This window comes from Desulfogranum marinum (genome assembly GCF_963675105.2).
Taxonomy (GTDB): Bacteria; Desulfobacterota; Desulfobulbia; order Desulfobulbales; family Desulfobulbaceae; genus Desulfogranum; species Desulfogranum marinum.
In genome coordinates this window covers 1,093,239-1,109,994 of record NZ_CAXXRO010000002.1, presented here as the reverse complement: position 1 = coordinate 1,109,994, position 16,756 = coordinate 1,093,239, and the positions used below count along the sequence as shown (strand labels likewise).

19 protein-coding genes are annotated in these 16,756 nt (G+C 47.8%); all 19 read right to left on the bottom strand.

The features are described from left to right. Position 1: 1 nt before the first annotated feature. The 19 genes from ACHZCY_RS05750 to flhB all read right to left on the bottom strand — a co-directional run bounded on the left by ACHZCY_RS05750 (position 2) and on the right by flhB (position 16,735). Positions 2-436, bottom strand: a complete 435-nt coding sequence (locus tag ACHZCY_RS05750) for a flagellar assembly protein FliW (protein WP_319548153.1) — start codon at positions 434-436, stop codon at positions 2-4. Next, positions 433-675, bottom strand: coding sequence for a carbon storage regulator CsrA (csrA, locus tag ACHZCY_RS05745; protein WP_319548152.1), 243 nt, complete (start codon positions 673-675; stop codon positions 433-435). Before csrA ends, ACHZCY_RS05750 begins: the two co-directional genes overlap by 4 nt. Positions 676-1,122: 447 nt before the next feature. Further along, a complete protein-coding gene (gene flgL, locus ACHZCY_RS05740) occupies positions 1,123-2,100 on the bottom strand; it encodes a flagellar hook-associated protein FlgL (protein WP_319548151.1) in 978 nt (325 codons plus the stop codon). Continuing rightward, the gene (flgK, locus tag ACHZCY_RS05735; RefSeq protein ID WP_319548150.1) at positions 2,100-3,512 is read right to left on the bottom strand and encodes a flagellar hook-associated protein FlgK; all 1,413 of its coding nucleotides are present in this window, start codon (positions 3,510-3,512) and stop codon (positions 2,100-2,102) included. Before flgK ends, flgL begins: the two co-directional genes overlap by 1 nt. A gap of 327 nt (positions 3,513-3,839) precedes the next feature. Continuing rightward, on the bottom strand, positions 3,840-4,193 hold the full coding sequence (locus tag ACHZCY_RS05730) for a flagellar protein FlgN (protein ID WP_205222903.1): 354 nt from the start codon (positions 4,191-4,193) through the stop codon (positions 3,840-3,842). Continuing rightward, positions 4,193-4,483 (bottom strand): flagellar biosynthesis anti-sigma factor FlgM, encoded by a 291-nt coding sequence (gene flgM, locus ACHZCY_RS05725; RefSeq protein WP_319548149.1) that lies wholly within the window; start codon positions 4,481-4,483, stop codon positions 4,193-4,195. The genes ACHZCY_RS05730 and flgM overlap by 1 nt, the downstream gene beginning before the upstream one ends. A gap of 15 nt (positions 4,484-4,498) precedes the next feature. Continuing rightward, positions 4,499-5,071 (bottom strand): hypothetical protein, encoded by a 573-nt coding sequence (locus ACHZCY_RS05720; RefSeq protein ID WP_319548148.1) that lies wholly within the window; start codon positions 5,069-5,071, stop codon positions 4,499-4,501. A 253-nt stretch (positions 5,072-5,324) separates the two neighbouring features. Then, a complete protein-coding gene (locus tag ACHZCY_RS05715) occupies positions 5,325-5,648 on the bottom strand; it encodes a rod-binding protein (RefSeq protein ID WP_205222906.1) in 324 nt (107 codons plus the stop codon). A 14-nt stretch (positions 5,649-5,662) separates the two neighbouring features. Then, a complete protein-coding gene (locus ACHZCY_RS05710; RefSeq protein ID WP_319548147.1) occupies positions 5,663-6,778 on the bottom strand; it encodes a flagellar basal body P-ring protein FlgI in 1,116 nt (371 codons plus the stop codon). A 12-nt stretch (positions 6,779-6,790) separates the two neighbouring features. Then, the gene (locus ACHZCY_RS05705) at positions 6,791-7,513 is read right to left on the bottom strand and encodes a flagellar basal body L-ring protein FlgH (protein WP_205222908.1); all 723 of its coding nucleotides are present in this window, start codon (positions 7,511-7,513) and stop codon (positions 6,791-6,793) included. A 1-nt stretch (position 7,514) separates the two neighbouring features. Continuing rightward, the gene (gene flgA / locus ACHZCY_RS05700) at positions 7,515-8,471 is read right to left on the bottom strand and encodes a flagellar basal body P-ring formation chaperone FlgA (RefSeq protein WP_319548146.1); all 957 of its coding nucleotides are present in this window, start codon (positions 8,469-8,471) and stop codon (positions 7,515-7,517) included. A 7-nt stretch (positions 8,472-8,478) separates the two neighbouring features. Next, positions 8,479-9,258, bottom strand: a complete 780-nt coding sequence (gene flgG, locus ACHZCY_RS05695; protein ID WP_205222910.1) for a flagellar basal-body rod protein FlgG — start codon at positions 9,256-9,258, stop codon at positions 8,479-8,481. Positions 9,259-9,309: 51 nt separating this feature from the next. Continuing rightward, positions 9,310-10,047 carry a flagellar basal-body rod protein FlgF gene (gene flgF / locus ACHZCY_RS05690; RefSeq protein ID WP_205222911.1) on the bottom strand — a complete coding sequence of 246 codons (738 nt, stop codon included), beginning with the start codon at positions 10,045-10,047 and terminating at the stop codon, positions 9,310-9,312. 116 nt (positions 10,048-10,163) lie between these two features. After that, positions 10,164-10,586 carry a hypothetical protein gene (locus tag ACHZCY_RS05685; RefSeq protein WP_319548145.1) on the bottom strand — a complete coding sequence of 141 codons (423 nt, stop codon included), beginning with the start codon at positions 10,584-10,586 and terminating at the stop codon, positions 10,164-10,166. A gap of 69 nt (positions 10,587-10,655) precedes the next feature. Then, positions 10,656-11,348, bottom strand: coding sequence for a FliA/WhiG family RNA polymerase sigma factor (locus ACHZCY_RS05680; RefSeq protein WP_319548144.1), 693 nt, complete (start codon positions 11,346-11,348; stop codon positions 10,656-10,658). Positions 11,349-11,412: 64 nt separating this feature from the next. Continuing rightward, positions 11,413-12,312 carry a MinD/ParA family protein gene (locus tag ACHZCY_RS05675; protein ID WP_205222913.1) on the bottom strand — a complete coding sequence of 300 codons (900 nt, stop codon included), beginning with the start codon at positions 12,310-12,312 and terminating at the stop codon, positions 11,413-11,415. After that, positions 12,305-13,573 carry a flagellar biosynthesis protein FlhF gene (gene flhF / locus ACHZCY_RS05670; protein WP_319548143.1) on the bottom strand — a complete coding sequence of 423 codons (1,269 nt, stop codon included), beginning with the start codon at positions 13,571-13,573 and terminating at the stop codon, positions 12,305-12,307. The genes ACHZCY_RS05675 and flhF overlap by 8 nt, the downstream gene beginning before the upstream one ends. Continuing rightward, positions 13,563-15,665, bottom strand: a complete 2,103-nt coding sequence (gene flhA / locus ACHZCY_RS05665; RefSeq protein ID WP_319548142.1) for a flagellar biosynthesis protein FlhA — start codon at positions 15,663-15,665, stop codon at positions 13,563-13,565. The genes flhF and flhA overlap by 11 nt, the downstream gene beginning before the upstream one ends. Further along, the gene (flhB, locus tag ACHZCY_RS05660; protein ID WP_319548141.1) at positions 15,665-16,735 is read right to left on the bottom strand and encodes a flagellar biosynthesis protein FlhB; all 1,071 of its coding nucleotides are present in this window, start codon (positions 16,733-16,735) and stop codon (positions 15,665-15,667) included. The genes flhA and flhB overlap by 1 nt, the downstream gene beginning before the upstream one ends. Positions 16,736-16,756: the final 21 nt, after the last annotated feature.

Here is a 16,756-nt window from a genome sequence, read left to right as displayed (position 1 = left end):
ACTATTCCTTATTTTTTACCTCAGGAAGCGGGGTCTTGGTGCTATAGGTGGTGTCTTCCAAAATAACTTGCAGTGCTCGATGTGTCTCGGGAGAATAGAGTATGGGCCCTGACAGGTTAAGGGTTATTTTTTTATCCTCTCCCACACTAACAATGCTTAAAACAAAGCAGTCATCTTTTTCTCCGATCTGTAATTTTTTCCTTTCCTCGGCATCAGGAGCAATGGCATAATCAAGGAAAAAATTGGTTGGGTCTGTTACAGGGAAGGCAAAGGCAGGGTCATCAACAGACTGTATCCAAAACAGCGGTCCCTGTTTCTCGTTGGGGATGACCAGAAAATCCTTGAGATTATCAAGCCCAATGAGTCCTTCTGGAAAATGAATAACTTTTGCAGGATCAAATTCTATTTCTCCAAATCGAGTCTGTATTTTTTTCATTTTTTCACTTTCCTGCTTGCAAGCTCGTCACTAAGGATATCCAGATCAGACATGTCCCACCTGGCTGCTTCTATATTTTCCTGACGGATACGGTCATACACTTCCTGACGGTATATTTTGGTCTCCCGGGGAGCATCTATACCTATGCGGACACCACCGCTTTTCATTTCAATGATCTTAATGGTTATATTATCGCCAATGACAATACCTTCACCGGCTTTTCTGGTCAGCACCAGCATAGTAACACCTGTTGTTTATCCGGCATAAGATCCGGAGGAATGTACGCAGTACAGAAGGAGGGTACGTGTTTTGCCTAGTATGAAAACTGGAGAAGATAATGGGTCCCAGTCAAACGCATGTTTACCCTTTTCAACATAATACGAATACCCAGGCTAAAAAAGCAAGTGTTTTTAGCCTGTTCTGCCTGTATTAATGATATTCTCAAGAATGTTGCGTTAAATTGTCTGGTAACACACAAGGAGTCTGTGATGAGTAATGTCGCAGGGAGTTACATGTTGCTGTGATGTGAACCAAAGGTGATAAAGATCCGTAAGCGTTCACCGGTACCTATTTTCATCCGCGATCCGTCCAGTAGGTAGCCACGCGGATTCCGAGACCTGCCACATTGGTGGATGCGCTGCGCTCATCCACCCTGCATGGCTGATATACGGTTATGAATATTGGTGCTAGATGAAATCGAGGATGGAAAGTTTGGACACTTGTGAAGTGATGCTCAGCGCCGCCTGAAAGGCTGTTTCCTGCTGAATAATATCGTTAAAGACCTCGATTGCGTCTGCATCTTCATAGCGGGATAACACCTGTGCGAGGTCAATACGTACATTCTCCTGGTAGAGCATGGAAGCTTCCACCCGACTGGCCCGGTTGCCAAGTTGTGAACGAAGTCTGCGGTTTTGCTCGGCAGCACCTTCCAGATCTTCGAGGCTGGTCTGCATGGCGGCCTGGTCATTGGTGCGAATGGCTTCTTCCGCCTGGGTAATTTCTGCGAAGAGGTCATATCTCCCGGCATCAGTACTATTGAGTGTGCTGTCGGTTGGGTCCCAACTTGTTGATCCTAAAAAGAGGTTGTTGCCTGTCAGGTTGGCCTGCAGTTGTTCTCCAGGGCTGATCTCAATAAAGGTAACATTTTCGTCGCCATTGTATAACACTGGCCAGGTTGAGCTATCGTTTGCGAGATATCCGGCCTCTGTGTAAGCTGTGTTGATGGTAAACGGCTTAGTGTCTTCCCGGTAACCGCTAAAAATGTATTTGCCGTCAATATTACCGTTGGCAGTGTCAAGCATTTCTTGCTTAAGTTGTACCAGCTCATCAGCCAGTACCGTTCGGTCTTCGTCACTTAGGCTTCCATTGACAGCGTTGACCATTATTTCCTTGGCCCGTTGCATGATGTTTTCCACATGCTCCAGATGACCGTCGGTAGCCTCCATTATATCCCCTGTCTTGCCCATGGTTTCCAGGTAACGGTCTACATTACTGATCTGTTTTCTGGTATTAAGGACCGGTCGAATAGCTGCCGGGTCATCGGAAGGTTTGTTCAGTTTTTTCCCGGTAGCCCCCATGTTTCTTAGATTCTCAAGTTCAAGGGCTACATTATTGAGCCTGGAGCCGAGCATGTTATAGGTCGTGCCTTGGGTTGCTTTCATCATTACCCCTTGAGCTGCAGCAGCGAATTCATCATTTCATCAACAGTGGAAAGAAACTTGGCCGACGATTGAAAACCACGTTGATATTGAATAAGGTCAATCATTTCTTCTTCAAGAGAAACCCCGGAAAAACCATCCCGCAGGTTTTGCAATTGGACTGTGGCATCCTCTGCGCCTTTGAGCGCGAGATCGTTTCTGCTGGCTTCAATGCCGACTGTGGAGACCATTTGGCTGAAGAAGGCATCATAATTGTCATCGGTGCCTGTTACGTTATGGCTTGTTTCCAATGCTGCGATTTTGAGTGCGTTCTCGTTGTCACCAGGGGCAGCCGTGTCCTGGCCGGCAGCAGCAATATAGCGACTGTCTGTAAAGGCAGTGGTAATTGACCTGCTGGCGCGAACGTCTGACGGCAGCGCTGTGATATCGGTGAAAAAGAGTTGACCGGTGGTGACGATATCCGTCGTAGGATTAATGAAGTACCCATCATCATGGATATCGTTAACCGAAGAGGTGATGTCAATGGCAAGGGTATCAAGATCATCGTGCAATCCTTCCACAAAAACATCCCGCATTTCGTATATGCCGCGAAACTCCCCACCCAGTTCCTCGCGGCTGATATCTTTGGTGGTTCCGGCTATTTCGACCTGGAGTTCGACATTGGTGCCGGTGGTAACCGTTTGAATGGTCATGGCCGTATTGCCCTGGACCAGAGGTGTGCCCCCTGGTAGAACCACTGCGAGCATGCCAAGGTTATCACTGTATGTCTTCACGCCAAGGGTTTGCGAGAGGTCCTGAACCAGCAGATCCCGCTGGTCCCTGGCCGCATTGGCCTGCTGGCCGCCGATTTCTGTCTGCCTGATTCTGTCGTTGAGCTTTGCAATCTCAGAGATCTTTTCATTGAGCTGTTCCACCTCGCCGATAATTTCGGTGTTGAGGTTTTGGGTAATGGTGTTGAGCTCATCACTGACCTGACGAAAGGCATCACCCAGGAGTTGTCCCCGCTGGAGCACCACGTCTCGTTCCACAGCTCCGCTTGGGTTGGTCGTCAGCTCTTGCCAGGCATCAAAAAAGCCGTCAATTTCAGAGGCAAGATTGTCGTCCGATACATTGAAAATCCGTTCCAGTTCCGATAGGGTGTTGGACCTGCCGGTTTCTTCACCAAAGGCAATATTACTTTCCTGGAGCTGGCGGCTGATAAAGGAACTGTAGTCGCGACTGACGTCGGATACGGTTACCCCCTGGCCGATGAAGAAATCACCGAAATTGACCGCCGGGATCTGCATCAATTCGGCTCGTTGACGCGAATAGCCTTCGGTGTTGACGTTGGCAACGTTATTGCCGACAATCTCGATGGATTTCTGGTTGGTGCTCAGGCTTGTTTTACCGGCATTCAGAGCGTCAAGGAGTCCTGCCATGTTCGTATTCCTGGATATTGAGTAGTGTGAGTCAGTCCGTTGACGTGGTAAAATGATCCTCTATTTATAGTATCGGCACAAACCGAGAAAGAGTTTAGCTGAGAGCGTATGGTCTTTCTTTTTCAGCTGGGTGACAGGTGGACGGATCGCGGGTGAGTGAGGTTGGCATACCATAAAGAGTTTGCGTGCACTTTAACACCCGGTTTCTGAGCAAACCGAGTGCAAAGAAGAGGGCGGAGCAGCGGTAAAAGCCTGGGTGAGTTAGAAAGAGCTACAACAGGGAAGGGCGATTAGCCCAGGAGTGACAGGAAGAAGGGGGGAAGCGGCTTAAATCCTACCGGAAAGCAGGCGACCGTTCATGGCGGTGTTGTTGGTTGCACCGGTCTGGCCGTAGGTTGTAGGGACTGTTTTACGACCAAAAAATTCCATGGTCTCTTGGATCCAATTCAGTGTTGCCCGGAAAAGGAAGGCATTGCGTCTGTTTTCATCGCTGATCTCACGGGCAAGAGCCTGATCGTCCGGATGCAGTTTTTCGACAACCTGCAAGGTTTGCAGAATTGCTTGTTTTTGTGCCATGTCATGGGCCATGGCCTGCATATCAAGCTGTTTTGCATGTTCTCGTTCGTTGTGGATAGTTTCTCGCAACTGCATGAGCAACTCTCGAACCGATTCGCGGGTCATTATCGTCCCTCAACTAAGAATTTAAGCAGGCTGGAAGCGACTTTGTCCAGTTCAGGCTCGTAAGTACCATTTGCTACCTGAGCTTTGAGTTCTTCAACACGGGCGGCCCGTTCGCTTTTGGAAACATCACTGGTGCTGGTTGCTTCACTCGCTCCCTTGAGAGCAGAAGAAAACGATGCGCCTTGTGCGTTGTCAGCTTTGCCGGCTTTTTGCGTTTCACCGGTGCGATTGGTTTTGTTGACACCGCCTATTTGTGCCATACCTCTGACTCCAAAAAATTCCACTGTCATCACGTTCACCTGATGTTATTGTTCAACCACAGTTTTGGACTCAGCTACCCAGCTGTCGAGCTTTTCCATAACCGCATCGTAAGTTTCATAGGAGATGTCAGGGAGCCATCCACCAAACGCTTCAAGCGCTTGGTCAAATCCGTTATTAATGCCTTCCTTTATGGCATCGATTCGGGATGGATCTCCGCCGGCAACTCCAACTGCGAACTGGAAAATTCGATCTGAGGTTTTTTCTACACCAAAATACCCGTCATCCGCAACCAATTCTTCGGCTGCTTCAGGGGTGATGGTGGCGATGTCAATCTCAATATCGCCGGCCAATACCTTGGTGTTAATGCCTTGTTCTTTCAGCAGGTTGGCTACCAGGTTTTGCAGCAAACCAAACTTGTCTCCTACTCCGTTATCGACTCTCATGTCGGTAGAGTAAGTGATTGCCGACAAGGATTCACTCTCAATGGATACCGCGTCCATCGAGCCGGACTGCTTGCCGCTTACGTCGCTTTGCTTGGTAGAGCTAGCTTCCATGCGGTAATTCCGGTGAGTGTGAATCGCACTGTGCAATTGTTTGTGGCTTACACTGTCTATCATTTCCCTGCCTCCCTGCAGTTTGTTGCGACTCGTCCTTGGCCGCAGTACAGATTTTTTCTTTTCTGTACTCTTCTTTTCGGTGGGAAATTGTGAGAACTTTAGTTTTTTTACTGATTTTCTGGGAAAAAAGATGAAAAAAATAAAGTAAGGATAATGGATTGTAATTCCAGATAAATACGTATGCTATGCAATTTGCTGGTGGTGAGGAGAATATCCTTGATGGTGTTGAAAAGATAAAAAAGAGTGAATGCAGCTATTTATTTTCCTGGTTTAGTTTACTTTGCATCTGTTCGTAAATTTGTTTGGCAAGACCGAGGCTCTGTTTTTGTGAGACTTGGGTTGCAATTTCCAGGTCGAGCATTTCTTCATAGATTTTTTCGGCATTGGATTTTGGAAACAGCTTTCCTTCGGGTACGCTTTTCCGCATGGCTTTGAACATGGATTGCACCATGATGGCCTCAAACTCGGCAGCTGCTTTTTTAATGGCTTTGTCATCTTTATTTGTAGAACTGACAGTTTCCTGTTGTTGTACATGCTGCGCCGCTGCAAATGTGAGTTTCGGGTCAATGGGATTCATATGTGTATTTCCGATTAAAGGACAACCAGTTCACCTTGAAGGGCGCCTGCCGCTTTGATAGCTTGAAAAATAGCGATTAAATCGCGAGGAGTGGCACCAATAGCATTGAGAGCTTTTGCTATATCACCGATATTGACACCCATCTCCAGGACCACCAGGTTGCCGTCCTCTTCGATGGTTTCAATGGTCGTCTGCGGTGCGGCCACCGTTTCACCGGCAGCCAGTGGGTTTGGTTGGGATACTTCGATGGATTCGGAAATGACCAGGTTCAGGTTGCCATGGGACACTGCTACGGTAGATATGCGTACATCCTGCCCCATAACAATAGTGCCGGTTCGTTCATTGACCACAATCCTGGCGGGTGTATCCGGAGAGATACTGATGTTCTCGATTTCTGAAATAAAAGAAACCAATCCACCAGGGTAATCGTCAGGTTGTATAACCTGGATGGATGTTCCGTCGAGAGACTGGGCTGTGGCGTCACCGAATTGATCGTTGATGGCCTCGGTCATTCTGGTAGCAGTGGTGAAATCTGTTTCTTTAAGCTGAAACAGAAGATTACCGTCTGTGGGCAGGGCAAAATTAACAGTTCGCTCAATAATAGCACCACCGGCAATACGACCCGCGGTTGGAAAGTTTTTTTGCACCTGAGCTGCTTTGCCGCCAAAAGAAATGCCACCAACGGCAAGGGGACCTTGGGCAACGGCGTAGGTTTTGCCGTCAGGCCCTTTGAGCGGTGTCATGAGCAGGTTGCCGCCTGCAAGGCTCGAGGAATCGCCAATGGAGGCCACGTGGATGTCGATCGTTGACCCTGCTCGTGCAAAAGGAGGCAGTTTGGCGGTGACCATGACCGCTGCCACGTTTTTGGTTTTCATTTGGCTAAAGACATCCGGTGTGATGGCCATGCCCATTCTTTTGATCATATTGATCATAGCCTGGCGGGTGAAAACCGATTTTTTGATGTCGTCTCCGGTTCCGTTGAGCCCTATGACCAGCCCGTAACCCATGAGTTGATTTTCACGGACCCCCTCTATGTTTGCGAGATCTTTTATGCGTGCTGCTGAAACGGTTTGCACCCATACAGGCAGCAGAATAAAAAGAAGTGTGTATAGTATATATTTTCTTTGCATGGGAGAGCCTCTCTAGAAAGGCCAGGTGTTATCCAGAATACGCATCAGCCAGCCTGGTTTCTGTTTGTCTGAAATAGCACCTTTACCGGTATAGGCAATTTGCGCATTAAGAATATTGCCGGAATCTATGGTGTTGGCGGCAGTTATATCAAATGACCTGACAATACCTGTAAGATAAATAATCTGGTTTTCATTGTTCACCGTAACCGATTTGCCGCCGCGGATTTTCATGTTTCCGTTAGGGTAGACCTCAATCACCTGGGTGGTAAGGGTTGCAACCAGATCCTCGCTTCTGGTCGTTTTTCCACCCCCCTTAAATTCATTGCTCAGGTTGGCTTCCACAAGAGAAGACATATTCAAATTAGGGTTGTTCTCTTCAAACACCTTTTCATAGCCAAACAGAGTGGGAATCCCGGCAGTCATACTTGATTCCCGGTCAGTCTCTGTGGTTGCTTCTTTGGATGCACTGGCCTCTTCCTGAATGATCACTGTAACAATATCACCTACGGTTCTGGCCCTGATATCAGCAAGCCAATTCCCTTCATCTCCTGTCCATAAGGTGCCTGGCGATTGTGGTTGCGGAGCCTTTACTACAGGTGCTTCCAGTGGTTCGGGAATGGAAACTACTTCAGGATTAGGATTACTGCAGCCTGAAAGAAAAAGGGCCAACACCGCACACAGCAGGAACAGGTTGGATAATGGGAATGAATAGTTCGTCTTGTGTATATATTTCATCTTAAAACTCCACGGAAACCATTCCCGGGCCTTCGACCCGTGCATAAATAAGCTTGTTTGAGCGCATGTTTTTTACCCGAATGGTGTCACCGATTATCCCGGCTGACCTGGCAACGCCCTTGGTGGAGATTCTGAGATGCCCTTTGCCGGCAATAACTTTTACCATGTCTCCGCTCGCGATCACAGGTGGGGCGGTAATATGATCTTGTTCGACCACTTTACCGGAGCCGATGGTTCTAACTGCCTGCATGCCGATAACATCTTCAGGTCTGTAAACAGGATGGTCTGCGGCAACAATATTTTTACGTTTCATGATTATTTGCTCGGCTTTGATGACCGTTCCCTTCCGTATGGTATCTGCGGCCACGGCAATATCAGTAAGGATCTCAATTCGACCACGTACCGTACAGTTATTGGCTGGTTTGCCGTCGACTTTAAAGAAAATGGAAAAGCTTGAACTGTCAACGATAGTGGGACGTGACGGTGTGACACGCCACGAGAGCTCTCCGTATGGCAGGAAGAATTCAGCAGGAGCACGCATGGAGGTGAAGCGTATATCACCGTTGGGCAATCTTTGTTTGTTGTCAGCCAGGAATTGGGCAATGATTTGGTAGAGTTGATCGGCGGTAATTTTTATTGTCCGGCGCTGCACTACAACTTCTCGTGTGCCAGTCCAGTGAACGTCTGCGGCCTGAGGATTATTGCGGAGCGAGGTGATGACCAAAGGGGTCTGCAGTGTTTTTTTTTGTCCAGGGGCCGGGGAGTTGGCAATTACCAGCCGGCCTAAGGCCTGTCCTGCTTGGTCGGTTGAGGAAATGTGTGCAATATCGCCAAGCAGTATCTTGTCACCGGTTACGGTTGCCTGTTCGGTAAAGGTAACTGTCAGTGTCGCCGACGCCGGTGCAACAAGGAGTAACAAAAGAAAAATGCTATGCGATAACCCGAGAATATACTTCATATGCGCCTTACATGTTGTTAACGGTTTGCATCATTTCATCGGAGGTAGAGACAACATTAGAGTTGATCTCAAATGCCCTCTGGGTTGTAATCATATGGGCCAATTCTTCGACCAGGTTGACGTTGGAGTTTTCGACAAAACCCTGGAGCAGCAGACCATAACCATCACTACCAGGGGTGCCGATGGCTGCAACGCCGGAACTGTCTGTTTCTCGAAAGAGATTACGGCCAATGGCAACCAGGCCGGCGTCATTGACAAAATTTGCCAAGTCAATATTGCCAAGCTCTGTAGATTCGGTATCATCCCCCAAAATGGCACTGACCACGCCTGTCTCTGAGATGGTTACCTCATTGGCATCTTCCGGGATAACGATCTCCGGTTGGATTGGATAACCGTCAGAGGTGGTCATCCGGCCGTCACCGTCAAGCTTAAAGTTACCTGCCCTGGTATAAGCGGTGTTGCCGTTGGGGAGATCGACCTGGAAAAAGCCTGTGCCTTCAATGGCCACGTCGAGTTGGTTGTCGGTCTGAATCAGATCGCCTGTGGTGAAAACTTTTGTTACTGCACCTGTTTTCACCCCCAGGCCGACCTGTATACCTGTTGGTGATTTTGTATCGTCTGAAGTGGGGCTCCCCGGTACTTTCATGATTTGGTAGAGCAGATCCTGGAAATCCGCACGGCTTTTTTTAAATCCTGTTGTCGAAACATTTGCCAGATTGTTGGCAATAACGTCCAGGTTCAGGTTCTGAGCCGACATGCCGGTGGTTGCTGTCCAGAGTGATCGCATAGTATGCCTCTTTGTGCAGTAATATCTGCATAAGTAGTATGTTTTTGCCTGTTAGCTTATAGAACCAAGTTCGTCCTGCTTGTCGCCAAGGGTTGAGTAACTTTCCATTATTTTGAGGTCTGCTTCAAATTTCCGCTGGGTATTTATCATCAGTGCCATTTCTTCCATCATGTTGACATTGGAGGTTTCAAGGCTACCCTGCACCACGCGAAAATTTTCAAGCCCCTGATCCGTTCCCCCCTGTTCAAGCTGGAACAAAGAGTTGCCGACCTGTTTCAACAGGTTTTCATCGTTGACGGAATACAGTTGAACCTGGTTGTCCGTGGCAACACCATTAACCGCTATATTGCCGTTGTCGTCGATGGAGATGATTTTGCCGGCAGCATCCTGAAGCTGCAAAGGCTGGTTGCCTCCGGCAAGGAGGTTGAACCCGTCTTCGGTTTTCACCATACCGTTTTCGTCCAGCATAAAGTGACCAGCCCTGGTGTAGAAAGTATCGTCTCCTTTTCTGATTTTGAAAAATCCCTCACCGGCAATGGCAAGGTCAAGTTCTCTGCCCGTCTCCCGCACCCCTCCCTGATCAAAATCAGTGCCTATTTTTCGAATGCGCGAGTAATTTATGCCTCCGGCGTCAGTGACTTGTTTGGCATCGTTGAGCACCGATTCAAAGCTGATGCGATTTTTCTTAAAGCCGGTGGTGCTTACATTAGCAAGGTTTGCAGCGATATTGCCCATAGCCTGTTCTCTTGCAAGGGCACCACTGAGCGCGCTGTATTTTCCGGAGACCATGATTTTACCTAGTGAATATTGATAGTCATGTAATTATATCGGCATGTAGGGCTGTTTCCTTAAGCGCACATGGCAGCAATTCTTTTCCTGGCAAAGAAAAACAGCACCACGAACGATCAGGTGGAAGAGTTGGGCTTTGTCATAGAATGCAGGTTCATCAGTTGGCTTGCTTCAACTGTTGAGATGCTAAGAACAGATGCAATCTCCTCTTTGCTTAGTCCCTGGGATATCAGTTTTTTAAAGATAGTGTATTTTTCCGGCGGTGGTTGGTGGATTCTTGCCTGATTGAGTAATTTTGGGACCTGAAACTCTGTGGTCAATGAGGCCTTGTCCAGCGATTGTCTAAACGTGGGAGTCGACGCAACTCGGTTGTCGGTCGCCAGTGCCTGGTTGAGCTTTCTTTCGAGGCGTTTGATCTGCTTTTTATCACGGGATGGAGATGCTGTATTTTTTTTCTTTTGTAAAAGAGCAATAACGATAAGACTGAGGCAGAAACCAAGAAGGGTGCTGCAGATAACTAAAGCTATACTATTATTCATGCCGGCTCCTCCGGAAGTAGAGTGCTTGAGTGACCTGAAAAAATAAATTTTTCAAAACGCCCATAGTACTTAATCCATTACGTCGGAATTAAGCAATTTAACCCTCAGTTTCAGCAGTGCCTGGCTATGGAGCTGAGAGACCCTGCCTTCGGAAACACTGATGACTTCGGCAATTTCCTTTTGGGTCAGTTCTTCATAATAATAAAGTGCTATGACCAGACGTTCCTTTTCTGAGAGTTCCTCTAGTATTTCTGCTAAAAGATAGGTTAATTCTTCTTGTTCAATAATATCGGTAGGGGTCGGGCCTCCGATATCTTCCAGGGCATCCAGAAAGTTTCTGCCTTCCTCACTGTGATCCAGGGTTTCGTGGAGGCTGACACATCCCAAATGGCTGACCTGGCTCAATATGGATTGGTATTCGTCCAGCGTTATGTTCATCGCCTGGGCCATTTCTTCCTCATTGGGGGATCGCCCAAGTCGGCGTTCAAGACCGAGCATTGTCTGGGTAAGTTGGTTTTGTTTCTCCCGCATGGTGCGCGAAAACCAGTCAAGCTTTCGCATTTCATCTAAAATGGCCCCACGCATACGGTATTCGGCAAAGGTCTTAAACTTAACGCCCTTGGAACTGTCAAATCTTTTGGCTGCATCTGTCAGGCCGATCATGGCTGCACTGGTCATGTCGTCCTTGGTCATAAACGACGGAACCTGCGAAACCATTCGCTGTACAACCAGTTCAATCAGAGGCAGGTTGTCCCGAATCATTTCGGATCGGTTATCAAGTGGGGGGACCGGTGGATACATATATATCAAATAAATATTTGTTGTTTTATTTGGCGCCAAAGTCCAGCAGTCGCTTCCAGAAAAACTGGATTGAACCTTTGGGTTCCAGGCTTTGTGGTTCCTGCATGATCGTACGTGCTAAGGCTTCAAATGCCATGCTGGTTTTTGATTCGGGGTACAATTCAACCAAAACCTGTTGTTTACGTATAGCGTCAATCATCATTTTGTCACGGGGGATTGAGCCGATATAATCAATGGATATGTCAAGATATCGATTGGCGACCATGGTCAGCTTTCGATACACATCCAGTGCTTCCTCTTCGTTTTTTATAAAATTAACAATCAGGTTAAAGTGCTTTTCGTGATACTGAGTGGAGAGCAGTTTCATCAGAGCATAGGCATCGGTAATTGCTGTTGGTTCAGGGGTGGTGACCACCAGGATTTCATGGGCAGCTGTATTGAAGTAGGTGACATTTTCCGATATGCCGGCTTCGGTGTCGATGAGCACAAAATCAAAGTCATTGTGCATTGCATCCAGTGCTTCTAAAAGCCGCATTTTTTCGTGAGCATCCAGCCTGGTGAAACGTTGCACTCCTGAACCGGCAGGTAGAATTTTAATCCCCTTGGGTCCTTCAACCAGGATTTCATCGAGCTCCTGTTCGCCGGAGAAGAAGTGGTTGAGGTTATGCCCCGGTGCAAGGCCAAAGACAACATCTATATTGGCCAGCCCTAGATCCGCATCAAGTATAAGAACGCGTTTTCCCATTTTCGCCAGCAATACTGCGGTGTTGGCAACCACTGCCGTCTTGCCGACACCGCCTTTGCCACTGGTGACGGCAAATACTCTTGTGGTTTGATGGGGGGGAGGTGTGTCGGAATTTTCCTGTGTATTCATAGCCCGCAGGGTATCAGCCTGGTCTAATGGGCGTATCGGGTGATCAGCCATTATGCAGGGTCCTGTGATCGTTCACGATAAAGTTTGCTATTGTTGCCGGATTGGGAGTGATTATATCTTCCGGTACCCGTTGACCATTGGTTAAAAACGAAAGTGGGGTACTGTTTTGGCTATGGATGTTGGCAATGACACCCAGCTGGTCACATTCATCAATTTTGCTGAAGATAAAAGTTTTGAGAGGGAGAATGCTGAACTTTTCTATGGTCTCTGCCAGTTCACGGTCTCTGGTTCCTGCAGAGAGCAGGAGATGGTTTTCAATGGCATGCCGTGGATCAAGAAAACTTGCCATTTCGGCAAGGTCATGTGTATTTTTAGGACTTCTTCCTGCGGTGTCGATTAAAATGAGATCATAGTCCTGGTATTTTCTTAACGCCTGGCCGACTTCTTGCGGTTTAATGATGACTTCCACCGGAAGTCGCATGATCTCTCCATACACTTTGAGCTGCTCCACAGCCGCAATCCGGTAGGTGTCGATGGTGATGAGTGCAATCTTGCCGCCGAACTTGTTCAGGTAATTGGCAGCCATTTTGGCAATGGTTGTGGTCTTGCCTACCCCTGTGGGACCAACCAGACTGATTCGCAGTTGCCTGTTCAGTTTCTGCTGCAACAGTTTTTCGGTGTTAAACATTTTTGTCATGGCTGCCTTGAGAGCGGATTCCGGGTCAATAGGCTCTCCGGTCACACTGGTACGCAGTATTTCTTTTGCCTGTTCAGCAACCGTTATGGCAGTTGTATGATTGATGCCGCAACAGGTTAATCTTTTATAAAGAAAGTCATTGTCAGGTTGAGTGTTGTTTGTAAATTCCGGTTCAATATAAGGCTTTTGATGAACCGTTGCCGCCTGGATGGTTGTTACCCGCTGGGTCAGCCCGGCAATGGTATTTTTTAAGTTTTCGATTTCATCTTTCAGCTCGCTGGATGCAGGGGCTGCTTCTACAGGGGCTGGAGCAGGATCTTGTCGAGGAGTATCCCACAGGTTTTCGTAGGTGAGATCATCCTCAGGAGGAGAAGGTTCTTTGTGTTGTCGTATTTTGTCGTGCTTTGGATAGGAACTATTCAGTTGAGCATCTTTTTCCGGCCAGTCATTATCAATGGCAGCTGTAATTTCCAGCAACGGCTTAGCCATTATTCCCAGTTTACCGCCACGCCTGATGGTACGAGTGGAGAGAATGAGCGCGTCCGGGCCAAAGGCATCCTTGACCTGCTTCAATCCACTTGTCATGTCTGTCGCTTCAAAGACCTTAACTTGCATCGATGTTTACCGTTCCAACGGATTGAATGTTAATATTTGTTGTAATTTCATTATGCGAGAGGACTGCCAAGCTGGGGAAGTAACGTTCCGTCAGGCGGCGAACATGTGGTCTTATTTGCGGGGTTACCAGGAGCGCTGGTTGCTGGCCCCCAGGGTAGTTGGCAATAAGTGAACCGAGGCTGTCGAGTATTTTCTGTGCAATGGCTGGGTCCAGGGCAAGGTATGAACCGTGCTCGCGGTGCTGAACGGCTGTTTGGATAGTATCTTCTACATTTCTATCCATGGTAAGGATCGACATCGTGCCGTCATCCCGTGTATAGGCAACGGAGATCGAACGTGACAGGGCATGGCGAACATATTCCGTCAAGGTATCCGTATCCTGGGTCATGGGTGTGTAGTCAGCCATGGTTTCAAGAATCGAGCGTAGGTCTCGGATGGATACATTCTCTCGAAGAAGGTTTTGCAGGACGCGCATGATGCTGCCCAGATTAAGGATGTTGGGCACTAATTCTTCAATCAATTTAGGATAAGTCCGAGCGAGATTGTCTATCAGGTTCTGGGTTTCCTGACGACCGAGTAGTTCATGGGCGTGTTGTTTTATAATTTCACTGATATGGGTGGTCATAACCGTGGTGCAGTCAACCACGGTATAACCTGCTATTTGCGCCTGCTCACGTTTATCGTCGGTTATCCAGATGGCCGGCAGCTGGAAAGCGGGTTCCTGGGTGGGGATACCTTTAATGGTTTCGGTTACCATGCCTGGATCCATGGCCATACAATAGCCCGGCATCATCTCCGCGGTGGCTATTTGCACCCCTTTTAAGCTAATCGTGTACTGGTTGGGATTGAGTTGCAGATTATCTTTAATATGCACAGGAGGAACAATAAATCCGCTGGTAATGGCAAATTGTTTACGAATGGATTGGATTCGTTGCAATAATTCCCCATCCTGTGCCGCATCGACAAAAGGGATCAAGCCGTAGCCGACTTCCAGCTCTATCAGGTCTACGTTGAGCATTTGCTCGTAGTCTTCGTCTGGCTGAACAGCCGGTGCAGGTTCTTCTATGAGTGGTTTGGCAGCGATTTCTTCTTTTTCCGCCTTGTCTATTTTGTAGGCAGTATAAGCAAGACCAGAAGCAATGACGAGAAAAGGGAAAAAAGGCATTCCAGGTATCAGGGCAAAGGCAAGCAATATGGCAGAGACAACCCACAGGGCTTTGGAGTATCTGGTAAACTGGGCTTTCATCTCCGCCCCAAAGTCGTCCTTTCCTGCGGAGCGCGTGACCAGCATGCCTGCTGCCGTAGATATAATAAGGGCCGGGACCTGACCGACAAGACCATCACCAATGGTCAGGATGGTGTAATTTTGGGCAGCTTCAGCCATGGGCATGCCTTTCTGGAGAATACCGATAATAAAACCGGCTCCAATATTTATCAAAGTTATGATAATCCCGGCAATGGCATCTCCACGCACAAACTTGGAGGCACCGTCCATGGCACCATGGAAGTTGGCTTCATTGGATATTTCTTCGCGTCGATCACGGGCGGTTTGTTCATCAATAAGGCCTGCATTGAGATCGGCATCGATGGCCATCTGCTTTCCCGGCATTGCATCAAGAGTAAAGCGCGCTGCTACTTCGGCAATACGGCCGGCACCCTTGGTGATGACCACAAAGTTAATGATGACCAAAATAATGAATATCACCAGGCCGACAACATATGAGCCGCCGACTACGAATTGACCAAAGGATTGAATGACCGATCCGGCAGCATCCATGCCTTCGTGTCCGCGGAGCAGAATGAGACGGGTAGAGGCAACGTTTAAAGACAGGCGAAAGAGAGTGGTGGCCAGCAGGACAGATGGAAATATTGAAAATTCTACAGCTTTTTGGGTATAGAGGCTGATTATCAGAATAAGAATTGCAATGGTGATGTTAAAGGATAGACAAAGATCCAGCATGATCGGTGGAACAGGAATGATCATCAGGGTCAAAATGCCCACCAACCCCAGCGAGGCAAGAATGTCGCTGCGTTTCAGTAAATCTTCGATTTTGAAACGGGTGATAATTGACTGGGTATTGACTGTTTCCATTATCTCTTATTGGCTTTTAATGAGTAGACATAAGCAAGGATCTCTGCAACTGTCTTGAACAGGTCTTCCGGTATGACTTGCCCTATGTCTACTTTTGAATGCAATAATCTTGCCACTGGAGGGTTTTCTACCAGGGGGATATCGTGTTCTCTGGCTAGTTCGCGGATCCTGGCCGCTACAAGTTGCTGACCTTTGGCTATTACCTCAGGCGCGTCCATTGTTTCGGCGTTGTATTTTATCGCGACAGCTATCCGAGTCGGGTTGGTAATGACTACATCTGCCTCTGGAACAGCCTCCATCATTCGGCTTCTGGCGAGTTGTTGCTGGATGGCACGTATTTTTGACTTGATATGCGGGTCACCATCACTTTCCTTCATTTCCTCCTTGAGTTCCTGCTTGGTCATCTTCATCTTTTCTTCCATCTCCCAACGGACAAAACCATAGTCAAGAGCAGCAAGAAAAATCATGATGGCAACTACTTTAGCAATAACCAATAACGACGTTTTACCAAGATAATCCAGAGTTGCGCTGACGTCCATCCCGCCGAGAAGGAGTGCTTCTTCAAATTTGCCTTCAACGGTTTTGTAGGCCACCCAGGCAATGAGTAAGACTTTGCTCAACGATTTGATCAGTTCAACCAGGGACTTTTTAGAGATAAAACGACCCATGCCCTTGATGGGATCGAGTTTGCTTAGGTCCGGTGTAAGCGGCTTTGCTGTCAGCAACCAACCGATCTGGAGATAGGTTGAAAAAAAACCGACCAGCAGGGCAACAGCAAAGAGGGGAGCAAGTAACATCCCAAGATGTTTGCCGAGAAAATAGGATAACTGCATAATAGAAGGCGGCGTAATGGCATACTCTCCGCTTTTATTTAAAATCATCATTATCAGGTCTTCAATGCCTCTAAAGAAAAGAGGAGCGTAGAAAAGCCAGAAAAGCAGTAAGATGGTAAAAAGAGCGGCGGTTTGTACTTCCTTACTTTGTGCGACTTGGCCTTTTTTTCTGAAATCTTCCCTACGTTTTGCCGACGGTTCTTCTGTGCGTTCTCCGCTGGGAGTATCTTCTGCCATTATTATAAATGATGGATTGAG